This window comes from Psychrobacter sp. ASPA161_6, from assembly GCF_051970285.1.
Taxonomy (GTDB): domain Bacteria; phylum Pseudomonadota; class Gammaproteobacteria; order Pseudomonadales; family Moraxellaceae; genus Psychrobacter; species Psychrobacter glaciei.
Map to the genome: position 1 here is coordinate 1,066,891 of NZ_JBEFNJ010000001.1, position 12,954 is coordinate 1,079,844.

At 44.1% G+C, this 12,954-nt stretch carries 9 protein-coding genes; 3 read left to right on the forward strand and 6 right to left on the reverse strand.

Features of this window, described 5'->3' with window-relative positions; translation table 11 throughout:
- Nucleotides 1–89: 89 nt before the first annotated feature.
- The 6 genes from ACTQ9T_RS04380 to yajC all read right to left on the reverse strand — a co-directional run bounded on the left by ACTQ9T_RS04380 (nt 90) and on the right by yajC (nt 6,885).
- Nucleotides 90–446 (reverse strand): AzlD domain-containing protein, encoded by a 357-nt coding sequence (locus ACTQ9T_RS04380; RefSeq protein ID WP_201592464.1) that lies wholly within the window; start codon nt 444–446, stop codon nt 90–92.
- Nucleotides 436–1,167 carry an AzlC family ABC transporter permease gene (locus tag ACTQ9T_RS04385; protein ID WP_440464183.1) on the reverse strand — a complete coding sequence of 244 codons (732 nt, stop codon included), beginning with the start codon at nt 1,165–1,167 and terminating at the stop codon, nt 436–438. Before ACTQ9T_RS04385 ends, ACTQ9T_RS04380 begins: the two co-directional genes overlap by 11 nt.
- Nucleotides 1,168–1,278: 111 nt before the next feature.
- Nucleotides 1,279–2,700, reverse strand: coding sequence for an MATE family efflux transporter (locus ACTQ9T_RS04390; RefSeq protein ID WP_440464184.1), 1,422 nt, complete (start codon nt 2,698–2,700; stop codon nt 1,279–1,281).
- A gap of 458 nt (nt 2,701–3,158) precedes the next feature.
- The gene (gene secF, locus ACTQ9T_RS04395) at nt 3,159–4,418 is read right to left on the reverse strand and encodes a protein translocase subunit SecF (protein WP_440464185.1); all 1,260 of its coding nucleotides are present in this window, start codon (nt 4,416–4,418) and stop codon (nt 3,159–3,161) included.
- Between the two features lie 9 nt (nt 4,419–4,427).
- Nucleotides 4,428–6,305, reverse strand: coding sequence for a protein translocase subunit SecD (gene secD, locus ACTQ9T_RS04400; RefSeq protein WP_010198348.1), 1,878 nt, complete (start codon nt 6,303–6,305; stop codon nt 4,428–4,430).
- Between the two features lie 253 nt (nt 6,306–6,558).
- Nucleotides 6,559–6,885 carry a preprotein translocase subunit YajC gene (gene yajC, locus ACTQ9T_RS04405; RefSeq protein WP_189581667.1) on the reverse strand — a complete coding sequence of 109 codons (327 nt, stop codon included), beginning with the start codon at nt 6,883–6,885 and terminating at the stop codon, nt 6,559–6,561.
- 581 nt (nt 6,886–7,466) lie between these two features.
- Here yajC and ACTQ9T_RS04410 point away from each other — a divergent pair.
- The 3 genes from ACTQ9T_RS04410 (at nt 7,467) to ACTQ9T_RS04420 (ending at nt 12,910) form a co-directional block, all read left to right on the forward strand.
- The gene (locus tag ACTQ9T_RS04410; RefSeq protein ID WP_440464459.1) at nt 7,467–8,774 is read left to right on the forward strand and encodes a hemolysin family protein; all 1,308 of its coding nucleotides are present in this window, start codon (nt 7,467–7,469) and stop codon (nt 8,772–8,774) included.
- Between the two features lie 377 nt (nt 8,775–9,151).
- Nucleotides 9,152–9,646 carry a hypothetical protein gene (locus ACTQ9T_RS04415; RefSeq protein ID WP_201592458.1) on the forward strand — a complete coding sequence of 165 codons (495 nt, stop codon included), beginning with the start codon at nt 9,152–9,154 and terminating at the stop codon, nt 9,644–9,646.
- A gap of 267 nt (nt 9,647–9,913) precedes the next feature.
- Nucleotides 9,914–12,910: a LysM peptidoglycan-binding domain-containing protein gene (locus ACTQ9T_RS04420; protein WP_440464186.1), complete on the forward strand. Its 2,997-nt coding sequence runs from the start codon at nt 9,914–9,916 to the stop codon at nt 12,908–12,910.
- The last annotated feature ends 44 nt before the right edge of the window (nt 12,911–12,954 follow it).

The following is a 12,954-nucleotide window of genomic DNA, read 5'->3' on the forward strand; positions in this document are numbered from 1 at the left end:
GTGCCTATGCAGGCAGAGGCTGCAAAAAATTTATGTCAGTCACGCTGTCTCTTTTTTATATTGACCTAACTATAAATAGTTATTAGCGATTAAGCCAGTTGAGTAAATAGCCAAAGCAAACCATTAATCGCAGCAATGCCGACAACCATGCTGACCAATAATTGACGGCTCAAATGATAGACCAATAATACCAGAAGTAAAGCACCGATTTGTGCCATTAGTAAATGCAGCTCTGCACTTTGCAGGCCAGTGCGCGCTGATAAATCTTGGTAAGAGAGGCTGGTCAAAACAAGCAGTACCATCACGGATAACGGCAAGCTTTCATTTAGGCGATGTAACCATGGTGTATCCAGCAGATTTTTGGGTATCAAGGCGGGAAGGGCGCGAGTGATAAAAGTGACAGCAGCCATGGCAAAGGTAGCAAAAATTAGATAACTACTGGTCATGACTTCCTCCTGTTAAGCTGCGTTTGGTCCAGAACCCGCGTGCCAAAATCATTAGCATACAAATGCTAATCGCGACCAATAACAGCCAGTTGCTAGTAAATAAGGAGGCAACGGCTAAAGCAATTACGGCAATACCGATAGGGAAATAGCGCTTGATGCTCTGAAATTGCTCATAAGCTAAAATTACAAATAGACATACTAAGGCAAAATCCAAATGTGGTATTAAGTCACTGAGCGTGCTACCTATCATCACACCAAGCGTACTCGCTAGCACCCACCAGCTTTGATTAAACAAACTAATAGGTAAGATCAGAGCTTGTCTCGACTCATTGGGTAAACTGGTCATGACTGAAAAAGTCTCATCAGTCAGGGCAAATAAGCAGTATGTTTTAGCAAGTTTTTGTTTCGGTAAATACTGTAGCAATGGCATGCCATAAAATACGTGACGCAAGTTAATAGCAGCAATATTTGTCGCAATATTACCAATCGGTAGACCGGCACTTAGCATGGGCAAACAGGCGTATTGCGCCGCGCCCGCATACAAGATAATACTGAGCATAATCGTCGCCCACACAGGGATGCCAGCAACTTGCGCCAGCACACCAAAGGCGATGCCCGCAGGCAGATAGCCCATCGCGACTGGCAGGCTCTTCTTAAAGCCTTCTGTCCAATCATAGTGAGCCGCTTGTTGATGATTTAGTTCATTTGAATGAGTAGTCACATGACATCCTGATTTTTCTGACTGTATTTTTATAATTGATGGTCGGTCTTTATTTGATAAGACTAAGAAAGTCCTGTTTTTTTAGGTAAATAAACCTTTAGGCAATCGATGCTAAACATTGGGCTGTAATTTTTCATAGCTACCGGTTTGACATGCACGGTATAAAAATCCACCGAGAATAATAAGTCTTAGCAGCAACAAACACCAGACGCTAAGCCAGATACCAGTCATATCCCACTGCTGATAGAGTAGCCAACTCAGTGGGAAAAACACCACTGCCAATATAAGGGCGGCGTTACGAATGACATTACCCGCCGTTAAGCCAAAGAATATGCCGTCTAACCAATAAGCGCCAACACCGACCAGCGGTAATAGCACTGCATAAAGATGGTAGTCATAGGCAAGGGCAAAGACCGGTTCAATATTGGTCATAAGCTGCAAATAAGTTGGCATGGCAAGCCACCATAGGGCACTTAGCACGATGGCAAGCCCATAGCTGACTACGCCAGTGCGTTTGACGATAATACGAAACCGTGGCCAATCGCGTCGTCCTGCTGCTTGACCGCTCAAGGTCTCAGCGGATACTGCTACGCCATCGAGGGCGAAGGCTGAAATGCTCAATACTTGCAATAAAATAGCGTTGGCAGCCAAAATTACATCACCACTTTGCGCAGATAGACGAGTGATCCAAGCAAAGCTTAACGTTAAGATCAGCGTACGAATAAAGATATCTTTATTAAGCGAAAATAGCCTAAGCATTTTTTCTTTCGCAAAATGCTTAGGATCAGCTGTAAACAGCGCCGTCCAAGATATCTGCAGATGTTGGCGGCTCAACCATAAGGCCAGTAACACGCCAGACCAAAAGGCTATAGTAGTACCTAGTGCCACACCGACCAACCCCATTTGCAGTCCGTAGACAAAGAATAGAGTGAGAATAATATTAAGTAGGGCGATAAAGCCTTGTTGGTAGAGCATGTAACGTGTCTTACCTTGACCCGCAAACCAGCCTATAAATGCAAAATTCATTAGCTCAGCGATGACGCCCCAAAAACGTACGTCCAAATAAGTTTTGGCAGCAAGGCCACTGTTAGGGTTGGCAGATAAGGCTCTTAAGCCAAAATCAATCAACCATGGCTTTGCCAGCAGTAATAGTGTGCCGATGATGAATGCTAACAATAAAGCACGTTGCAAAATAGACAGCAGTGGTGAAGCAAGCAGACTTGACTGTTCTGTCGTCGTGTTTTTAGCACTGTCAGCATGGCTGACTGATTGTCCCAACGCTTGAGCTGATAGTCCAGATGAAGCGTACTGTAAGAAGTTAAAACTGACGAGTAACAAAGACAATAACTGTATGGCCAACCCCATACCAGCAAGCTTAGCAGTGTCATTCATATTACCGACAATGGCGGTATCAATCACGCTTTGTAGCGGCATCGCCAAGTTAGCCAACAATACCGGTAATGCGATGGCGATAATACGCGTATAACGAGTATCAATCGGCGGTATGGAGCGTGATGGCGTGACAGTTGGCATTGGTGGCTCGTTTATACTTAATGGCTATGGTTGTAGCAGTATATAAAGATAAAAGCACCCAACACTCATTAGTTATGAGTCAGGTGCTTTTATTTGTAGCTTACTTCCGTACAGTGAAAAACGGATTATAAGCTTGTTTGAATACTCTTTTATTTAAAGATTAACTTAGGGTCTATTGAACATTCAAATATTAGGACTGCTGATCGCTAAAATCGCATCAAACGTTTTATCAAATCAGGCGTAAACCGACGATAATGTCGAGACCTTAGCTAGGTTTACAACAACGTTTGGGGTGATTTTAGTATCAGCCTTTCAGGGCAGGGCTATTTTTTGCCAATACATGGCGAAATTGTCTAACCTAGAACGACTAGGCGTCAAAAATTTCACTGCGTATTGTCTAAAAAATAGCCACTGCCAGTTCCACATTTGAATACTCAACAGACCCTAACTAAGTTGCTTTAAATATTGTCTTGTTCAAACATTTTTGGGTCATTAAAGGTGACGATTTCTTCTTCAAATTCAGGCTTAACCTTGACCACGAAATCATCACGAGATAGCCCCATACGTAGTGGAATCGAGCTTGCGATATAGGTTGACGAATAAGTACCAGCCAACAAACCAATGAATAGTGCAACCGAGAACCAATAGAGACCATCACCGCCCAAGAATAGCATGGCTAAAACAACCAGTAACACAGTTGAAATAGTCATAATGGTACGGCGTAACGTTTCTGTTAATGACAAATCAATCGTTTGACGCGGTGTAATACCACGGACGCGGCGGAAGTTTTCACGAATACGGTCATAGACAACGATCGTATCGTTCAATGAATAACCGATTAAGGCTAAGATAGCCGCCAAAACAGTTAAGTCAAACGGAAAGCCAAATAGGGCAAAGACACCAATGGTCACGATAGCATCGTGGAAGAGGGACAGCACCGCACCCAGAGACAGCTTGAACTGGAAACGTAGTGCGACATAGCCAAGCATACAGATCAAGGCTAGAACCAGTGACATAACAGAGTTCAAATAGACTTCATTACCTACTTGGCTACCAATGATATTCACATTACTGATTTCAACCGTGTTATTAGGCAATGCTAACGCGGCACTAAGACTGGCATTGAGTCCGTCAATATTGTCAGACTGAGGTGGCAAACGTACCAGTAACTCTTGACGTGTGCCAAGATATTGTACGACAGCATCATCAAAGCCATTATCAGCCAAGGCTTTGACCACTTCTACTTGTTCAGCAGGCTGCTCATAACGTACATCTGCTGAAACACCACCGGTAAAGTCTAAACCTAGATTTAGACCATTAACGGCAATCGCGATAATACTACCAATCACCATGAGTAACGATAAAATAGCCATCGGCTTTTCTATCTTCATAAAGGGAATGATACGTTGATTACCAACGGCTTTGATACCGCCTTCAGCTTGTGCAGCAGCGTCCTCAGCGGCATCACTCATTAATTGAGTCTGGTCGACAGGTGTACTTGTCTGTGTGGTCAATGCTTGAGCACTTTGACCGCCACGACGCGTTTTGCTTTTGTCTGATTTCGCCGTCGTAGGATTGTTGGTTTTAGTATTACTACCTTTACCATCACGACGCGGTTTGTTACGGCGGCGCGTACTGTTACTGTTTGAATCGCCGTTTGAGCCATTTCGATCTGGATTATTTTGCTGTTCTAGAGGATTATTCTTATCGATCGCCATATGTTTCTCCTAACCGATGCTCAGACGTTTGATAGATTTACGTTTACCGTAAGCAATTTGTACCAGCGCACGCGTTACCAAAATCGCGGTAAATAGCGAGCTGACAATACCAATCGCTAAGGTGATCGCAAAGCCTTTAATCGGACCTGTACCAATCGCAAATAAGATAAAAGCGACCAATAAGGTAGTGATGTTGGCATCGAAGATACTACTAAAAGCGCGATCAAAACCCGCCACAATGGCAGATTTTGGCCGGACGCCATTTGCCAGCTCCTCACGTATCCGCTCAAAAATCAGCACGTTGGCATCGACCGCCATACCAATGGTTAAGACGATACCGGCAATACCGGGCAGGGTCAGTGATGAGCCTAAAATTGACATAATAGCAATGATGATAATGACGTTAATCGCTAGCGCCACGTTGGCAATGACCCCAAACAGACGATAGAAAATAATCATGAACGCAAAGACTAACAAGTAACCAACTTGCGTAGAGAAGAGACCTTTATCGATATTTTCTTGACCCAGTGAAGGACCAATGGTGCGTTCTTCTACAAAGTACATCGGTGCGGCTAATGCGCCTGAACGTAGGAGTAGTGCAAGTTCTGCTGCTTCTGCACTACTATCAAGACCAGTAATGCGGAAAGAGGAGCCTAGTACGGCTTGGATATTGGCGCGATTGATGACTTTGGTTTCAGCATAAGGCGTACGTACTTCGACCGTTTCGCCAGTCGCTGGGTCTTCTTCGTAAGTGATTCTTTGCTTATTTTCAATGAATAGGACGGCCATTTGCTTGCCAACAGCAGTACGTGTGGCGTTTTGCATCAGCTTACCGCCAGCACTATCCAGCGTAATACTTACTTCAGGTGAGCCGCTCTCATCAATACCCGTCTGTGCATTAGTGACTTTATCACCTGTGACGATAGATTGACGCTCTAGCAATACCGGTGGACCATCAAGCGTCTCAAACGGGAATGCTTCGGTACCAGCAGGAGGAATGCCACCGGTGTAGTTTTCACTGTCCTCAGCCACCATACGGAACTCAAGGTTCGCTGTGCGTCCAAGGACTCGTTTTGCTTCTGCGGTATCTTGTACACCAGGTAATTCAACGACGATACGACTCGCGCCTTGTGATTGTACCAAAGCTTCGGTGACTCCAAGTTCAGCAATACGATTGCGTAGGGTTGTTAAGTTTTGATTGACCGCATAGCTATTGATTTCGTCTAGCGTTGCATCGTTGTATACCAAAATCAGGGCAGGGCCTTGGTCATCAATAGAAGACTGTAAACTAAAAGTATTGCTCATCGAGCCTTGCAAGACATTTTGTGCACGATTACGTGTGTCTGTATCGGCGAAATGTAGCACGATGCCTTGGTTTTCAGTTTTGATGCCTTTGATCGCAATACGTTCAGCCCGCAGGTCACGGCGTACATCACGGCTGGCACTGGTCAGGCGTTGATCGAGAGCCTTATCCATGTCAACTTCTAGCACAAAACGCACACCACCACGTAAATCAAGACCGAGCTTCATCGGTCTAGCACCGATATCACGTAGCCATTGCGGGGTTGTCTGCGCTAAGTTGAGCGCGACCACATAGTCCTCGCCCAAGTTCTGACGCAGTACTTCCTGTGCTTTGAGCTGATCGACTGGGTTATCAAGACGTACCAGCGCGCTGTTGCCCTCAAAGGTGCCGTCATGATTGTTCAAACCAGCATCTTCGAGTAAGCTTTGAGACTGGGTCAAGATACCATCAGACAGCTGCGTACCTGCTGCTGCACTAGTAATCTGTACCGCAGGTTCATCAGGATAGAGGTTAGGAGCAGCATACAGACCGGCAATGATTAGCACGACGGTAATAAGTAAGTATTTCCAAGCGGGATATTGCATAATCACTTCTTTAAGTTGATAAACTATTGGCGACGCAGGCCACAAGTTAGCAGATGGGAAGTTAGTGAGAGCAATGGTTGAGTGCTTATTTAGCAGCCGTCATGATGCACCATTGCGATCATCCGCGATGATAATAAAACGTAAAAAGGTAAAGCGAAAAGTGACCGTAAATCAGATACGGTCACTTTTATAGCGGTTGCTTTTATAGCTATGACAACTATTCATTAATTATTATCAAAGCTATTGACAATAATTAGACGCTTTCGATAGTGCCAGCTGGCAATACTGAAATAACAGAAGCACGCTGTACTTTGATATCTGTATTATTGTTCAAGCTAACGACTGCATAATCGCCTTCTAATGCTTTGATACGGCCCATTAGTCCACCAGCAAAGATGATTTCACTACCGACTGTCAACGCATTGACCATAGCACGGTGTTCTTTCGTGCGCTTAGATTGAGGACGGATCACTAAGAAGTAAAAAATTGCAAAAAAAGCAACAGGTAATAAGATTTGACCAAATAGTGATGCAGCACCGGCAGTTTCGGCAGCATGGGCCGCTTGGATAAATAACAACATAATCTCTCTCAGTGAGTCATAGATAATAATAAATTAAACGCATAGTAACAAAAAATCCTAGACTTGGTAACTGTTAATCATAGGCTGAGGATGTTTTTCTTAACGTACTGGCATACTAGCAGTCAATATTTATCACTACAATCTCTTTGGTGTATAAAATAGGGTATCGTGGAGTGGAGACTGACTTGGAATATCTAAGGGTTAAGTTCATGCAAACTATGCCTAAACAACATCAGAATTATGCAATATGATCAGTATGGTCAAGACAATACTATTAAAAACATCCATTTTGAGCACCCAGTTACATTAAAACAATCCGCTTAAAAACAAATAGTGACTTATTGTGCATTCACATCATCAGTGCTACTATCAAAAGACAATAATTGCCTGTATTTAGTGCGCGCTGCTATTAGGCTATAATTATATCTAATAGAAGGTATGACAGCAGCATTACTGGAACATTTAGCACGATCCAGTTTTTTATAATAGATGGTTTGCTGTTTGATGTAGTCTGCTAATTATCTTTTTCGATTCCTTTTTTCTCTTTTATGTTTAGGTTACCTAACTTGTCCACCACTTTTATGTTTATACCTCGTTTGTGTCGTCCGCGCGCTTTTAAAGAAGCGTCTGCTAAACCTCCTCCGACACCACGCTATTTACAGCGTCTTAGTCTTACTAAATCAGTCTCTAGGCTGTCGGCACTACTAGCAATGCTGATGTTCTTATTGCCTCATTCCGCTTTTGCAGCGGGGGGCGTAGTAACAGAAAGTCTAGTAGCAGAGCCGACTGCTATGAGTGTATTATTGTTGATATTTTTTGTGGTTATTGCCATCGGTATCTCATTTGTGTGCTCTTTATCAGAGGCTGCATTACTGAGCATGACACCATCCTATATTGCGGATGTTCAAGAACGCAATCCAAAAAAAGCAAATATGCTAAGACGATTAAAGGTCGATAATATCGATCAGTCGTTGGCCGCTATTTTGACCTTGAATACAGTGGCTCATACGTTAGGTTCTATCGGAGCGGGTGCTCAGGCTACGATCGTGTTTGGTAGTGCTTGGTTTGGGCTATTTTCTGCCATTATGACGTTGGCTATTTTGTTTTTATCTGAAATTATCCCAAAGACACTTGGAACGGTATATTGGCGTCAGTTAAGTGGCATGGTCGCTTACTTTGTGCGCGGTATCATTTTACTGCTTTATCCGCTTATTTGGATTTCGGAGCGGCTAACGAAACTGCTGGTACGTGGCAAAGAACCACAAGCATTTAGCCGTCGTGAGTTTGCTGCGCTTGCTAGTATTGGTGAAGAGTCTGGACAGATCGACCCACTAGAATCTCGAATTATTCGCAATTTACTCGCATTTGGTGCTATTAAAGTCGAAGATATCATGACGCCGCGCTCGGTGATGTTGGCGTTTGAAGAAAACAAAACCGTGGCTGAATTGCTGGTTGATCGTCCTAAACTGACTTTTTCACGACTGCCGATTTATGATGGCGACTTGGACAATATTACGGGTTTTGTCTTAAAAACAGATATGTTGTTGGCGAAAGTCAATCATGCGATGCATAAGCCGTTGACTCAGTTCAAACGTGATATCACCTTTGTATTTTCAAAGATGAAGTTATTTGATTTATTGGAGCTCATGCTAAAAAATCGTATTCATATCGCTATTACCGTGGGTGAGTACGGTGAAGTAAAAGGCTTGGTCACCTTAGAAGACGTGTTTGAAACGTTATTGGGTCTTGAAATTGTGGATGAGATAGACCGCGTTGAAGACATGCAGGCGTTAGCACGGCAAATGATGGACAGACGCGTAGAGCGTTTGGGCATGAAACTGAGCGATGATGAGCAGTATGAAGACAGTAATACAGAGAGTAAGTTATAGCGTTATCATTGATGCGCCAGACATTGGGCTTCTGAGTCATGACAGTGCAGTTGACGTATGGCCAGTGCTTTAGAGCAATAAGTGCTGTAGGGTAATAAAGCTGTAAGGCGTTCATAGTAAAGTGATATTCGCAATAATTACACAGGGTGTCACATGGCTGTGAGAATTGAGTGATAGGCTAAAATCACTAACAAAGTATGCTGTTAAAAGTTTTAAGCAAACGCGTTAATAAAAGGTTAGCGTCCAGCGGGGCGTTATATTTGTCATATCTTTTTATATTGAACTGACTATAGCCATCTATAATTAAATAGTAAATAGGTGCTAAACGTCAATTAATGCCAACGACAACAACGAAAACGGTATCGTTAAGGATTATCATGAAACGACTATGGGGAAAAGGGCTGTTGGCTCTATTGCTAAAAAGTGCTGGCGCAACAGCAGCGGTTGCTGTGGCAAGCACCGTAAGCATCACTGCGCAAGCCGCGACCATGACCGAAGATTTGGTACAAAGCTATGCAGCAGCCATGAAGTCATCAGCGAATAATAAAAGCATCAATCAAGTCGCCGGTCTTGTCTCTGACGATGCGCTGATTTCATTATCAAGAAAAGGTAAGTCTACCAGCTTAGATAAAGATGCCTACTTAAAGTTACTGCAAAACAGTTGGAATGACACGTCCAATTATCGCTACGATATTTCTGTAGATAACGTTGTCATCACTGGTAATCAGGCCAAGGCTAATGTTACGACCAATGAAAGCTGGGTAAAAGACGGTCGCAATGTGTCTTTTGTCACGACCTCGCGAGTGACTTTGACGTTGTCTACTGGCAATGCAGTTCTGCTACGCGCTGTATCACAAGTGGCTATTAATTAAGAATTCAGTACTTATAGTTAGTACTTATAACCAGTAGTTATGGCTTAGCGTGCATGTTCAGCGCTGAGCTATAAAAAAGATGATGATTATTCAAAGCTATATTAGTTACCAGTTCGAACGTGCAATTTTTATGCATGTCGTCGTAACTTCTAGAGTATCGGCTGATTATTATCTTTTATATTAGGCTAGTGTTTGCTTAACATTGCATACTATACTAGCCATCAATATTACCTTATCAATTCTTGTCGTTAGGAAACTTCCAATACCATGTCTAATGTGCTCTCAAACTCTCGCTCATTTATTGCCTTACCATTGACGCTTGCGGTAACGACTTTACTTATCAGTGCTTGTAGTAATACGTCAGCGGTAAAAAATAAGGGCATGACCAACAGCTCAGCTGTGGTTACCAAACGTCCTGCCAATCAAGTCGCTAACCCAAGCACTAATGCTGATTATTCAACGGCATTTTTGGATGCTGAAAGCTTAGATGAGCTTGCGGATTTGCTAGAAGCGACTGACATGACGATGGTTGAAGGCAATAAGCTTGCTATTCAACAATACGGGGACTTATGGAATCGCCTACGTGCGGGCTATCGCATGAATGGTGGTCAGCCTGTTTATAATCAGCGTATCGAAGGGCAGAAGGGTTGGTTTACCAGCAGACAGGACTATCTAAATCGCTTAACGGCGCGTGCCAGTCGCTATTTATACCATACCGTACGAGAAGCTGAGCGTCGTAATATTCCCACTGAGCTTGCGTTACTGCCCGTGATTGAGAGCTCCTATGATCCAAGTGGTACCAGTAGTGCTGCTGCCGCAGGTCTATGGCAGTTCATTCCGAGTACGGGTCGTATTTATGGTCTCAACCAAAGCAGTAGTTATGATGGCCGCCGTGATGTCATCGAATCAACGCGCGCTGCTTATGACTTTTTGACAGCTCTACATAATCAATTTGGTAGTTGGGAGCTGGCATTAGCCGCTTACAATGCTGGCCCTGGTCGTGTGCAAAAAGCAATCGATGCTAACGCAGCTCGCGGTTTACCAACTGACTATTGGTCACTCAGATTACCGACTGAGACCATGAACTATGTACCGCGCTTTTTGGCAGTGGCTGAAATTGTGGCCAAACCTGAGCAATATGGCGTTTATCTGCCCGCTATCGCCAACCGCCAGCATTTCCGTAGTGTGCCAGTGAACTATGGCGTTAGCTTAGCCGAAGTGTCACAAGTGACAGGCGTTAGTTATGATGAACTAGAAAGGCTGAATACTGCCCTGACATCAGCCCGTGTGGATTCCTCAGGCCCGCAGCGTATTATCATTCCGAATGATGTGAGTCTCAATACTGATGCAAAATTAAGCTCGTTAAGAGGCAACGGTAGTAGCAATGTTATCGCTACCAGCAACACGAATCCTAATGCACCAACGACACCAAGCTACAATAGCAAGCCCTATACCGGCACGTCATTGCCTTCTACAGGCAGTGCGCTTGCGGATTATGCGGCGAGTGCCAGTGTGCCTCAGCAAACGACCAGCTATATTTCACCATCAGTCACGCCGACGAGCAGCTCTGTCTATAGCAACAATGCTGTGCGTACTGAGCCGCCTTTGACTACAGCAGAAACCAACAAAATCAATGCAGAGCTCAAAAGCAGCAACAGTTTACCGACTACTTCTGCACAGATCACCCAAAACAACACTATCGTCCAAGAGCCACCGCTAAGCAAAGAAGAGCGCGACTTTATTGCCAATCAAATTCGAAGCAATACTGCTGAGACCAACGTCATCAATGCGGATGGTAATATCAATCTTTCCGCAGTACAGACACAGCAGTCTATTTTAGAAGCACGCGGTGAAGAGAAAAAGCTGAGTTTTCCAAAGACATCAGTCAGTAAGCCAAAACCACAAGGCACACGTACCACTTATACCGTAAAACGTGGCGATACTTTATCAAATATCGCCAGTCGTGCTGATGTTAGCTGGCGTGATATCGCTGAATGGAACCAAATAGATGCCAGTGCTAAGCTATTGTCTGGCAGTACGTTATACTTGTATAGTGCCAAAACTATTGAGCCATTAAGCAGCAGTAGCGCCACCGTAGCAAGCCAGCCTGAGAGTTATGTGGTACAAGGTGGCGACACCCTAATTGGTACGGCCAACCGCTTTGGTTTGTCTGTGACACAGTTAGCAAGTTACAACAACCTAAGCAGCCGTGCTGACTTACTTAGAGGTCAAAAGCTGTGGTTGATACCAGGTAAAGTGACCGCTCCAGCAAGCACACCTGCTGCGCCATCGACTAAACCAAGTAAGTCGTCGACTGCGACCAAAAACTATAAAGTAAAAGCAGGTGATGGGCTAATTGCCCTAGCACGCCAATTTAACATCTCAACTGAAACCTTGGCGAGCCTTAATAACATTGGTACGACTGATTCATTGTATGTGGGTCAGACAATGAAAGTACCGGCCAGCGTTGACTTTAATTCTACTAGTAACAGCACTAGTGCCAGTAGTTCGACTAGCCGTGCAAGCTCTTCAGTATCAACGACCAACTATAAAGTAAAATCAGGTGATACCTTGATTGGCATTGCGAACAGTGTGGGGGTCAGTGCGGCAGAGTTGGCTGCGGTCAATAGCAGTTTTGATGCTAAGGCACGTCTACAACGCGGTCAAACGATTAAAGTCCCAGCGTCTAAAGAGTTGGTTGATCGTCAGTTGAATGATAAGTCGGTCAGTTATAAAGTGAAATCAGGAGATACCTTAACGGGTGTCGCTCAGCGTTACAATATCGGTTTGGGTGATTTGGCAGCAGCCAATAATTTAAAAACCAACTCCAATTTGATATTGGGTCGCACCATTACCATTCCTGCTAGCGGTAGTGCTCCTGCTACTTCTACTAGCAGCAATCAAAGCAGCAGTTCTGCTAGTACTACGGCTAGTACAGCAAGCAGTAATGGTAAAAAACTGGGCGACACTGAGAGTTATAAAGTGAAATCAGGTGATGGTTTAATCGCGCTGGCGCGTCAGTTTGGCGTTTCAGTCGAAGATTTGGCGGCGACCAATGATCTTGCGACCAATGCTCAGCTACAACGTGGACAAACCATCAAAGTGCCTAAAGTAACGGTAAGCTATACGGTTGGTTCAGGGGATAGTTTGATTGGTTTGGCTCGTAAATATGGCGTATCAACGCAAGAGCTGGCTGATATGAATAAAATAAAAGCCGACACCATGCTACAGCGCGGTCAGCGTTTGACCGTCCCCAACCGTTGATTTTAAAGAAGCTCTAACCAAAAAAGCTGCTCTATATAAGAGCA

Bases quoted from the DNA above. Each gene is read 5' to 3' on its own strand.
- yajC (WP_189581667.1), bottom strand. From the start codon at position 6,885: ATGTTGTTATTTATCCAAGCGGCCCATGCTGCCGAAACTGCCGGTGCT.
- ACTQ9T_RS04410 (WP_440464459.1), top strand. From the start codon at position 7,467: ATGTTTATACCTCGTTTGTGTCGTCCGCGCGCTTTTAAAGAAGCGTCT.
- ACTQ9T_RS04420 (WP_440464186.1), top strand. From the start codon at position 9,914: ATGTCTAATGTGCTCTCAAACTCTCGCTCATTTATTGCCTTACCATTG.
- ACTQ9T_RS04380 (WP_201592464.1), bottom strand. From the start codon at position 446: ATGACCAGTAGTTATCTAATTTTTGCTACCTTTGCCATGGCTGCTGTC.
- secF (WP_440464185.1), bottom strand. From the start codon at position 4,418: ATGGCGATCGATAAGAATAATCCTCTAGAACAGCAAAATAATCCAGAT.
- ACTQ9T_RS04415 (WP_201592458.1), top strand. From the start codon at position 9,152: ATGAAACGACTATGGGGAAAAGGGCTGTTGGCTCTATTGCTAAAAAGT.
- ACTQ9T_RS04390 (WP_440464184.1), bottom strand. From the start codon at position 2,700: ATGCCAACTGTCACGCCATCACGCTCCATACCGCCGATTGATACTCGT.
- secD (WP_010198348.1), bottom strand. From the start codon at position 6,305: ATGCAATATCCCGCTTGGAAATACTTACTTATTACCGTCGTGCTAATC.